This window comes from Oleiphilus sp. HI0117 (genome assembly GCF_001635235.1).
Genome location: NZ_LWGA01000317.1, coordinates 1 through 310, shown reverse-complemented (window position 1 = coordinate 310; position 310 = coordinate 1). Strand labels below are relative to the sequence as shown.

Genomic DNA, 310 nt, shown 5'->3' with positions numbered 1-310 from the left:
ATCGGTTCATCATGGCGGGAGCTTTTGGAACACCAAAAAGAAAGAGCGCCTCTATGACTGGAATCATAAAAGCGGCGAATACTCATCCATCCGGGCCTCAGCGGTTTCCGGTGACGGTAAGAGAGCCGTAACCTGCCAAGAAAAAGACTTAGTGCTATGGGACGCTACGAATGGTAAGTCCCTACAGTTCTGGCAAGCAGCCGATCGAATCGAAGCGATTAGCTTAAACCAAGATGGGCGACGAGCATTGCTAGGCCTGAGAGATGGTACGGTCAATTACTTTGACCTTGATCGAGGTATGGCCATACAC

The 310-nt window shown here is 50.0% G+C and carries 1 pseudogene; it reads left to right on the top strand.

Annotated features, from left to right (window positions below):
- A pseudogene (locus A3757_RS26265) lies at window positions 1-310 on the top strand (hypothetical protein); the annotation flags it as partial.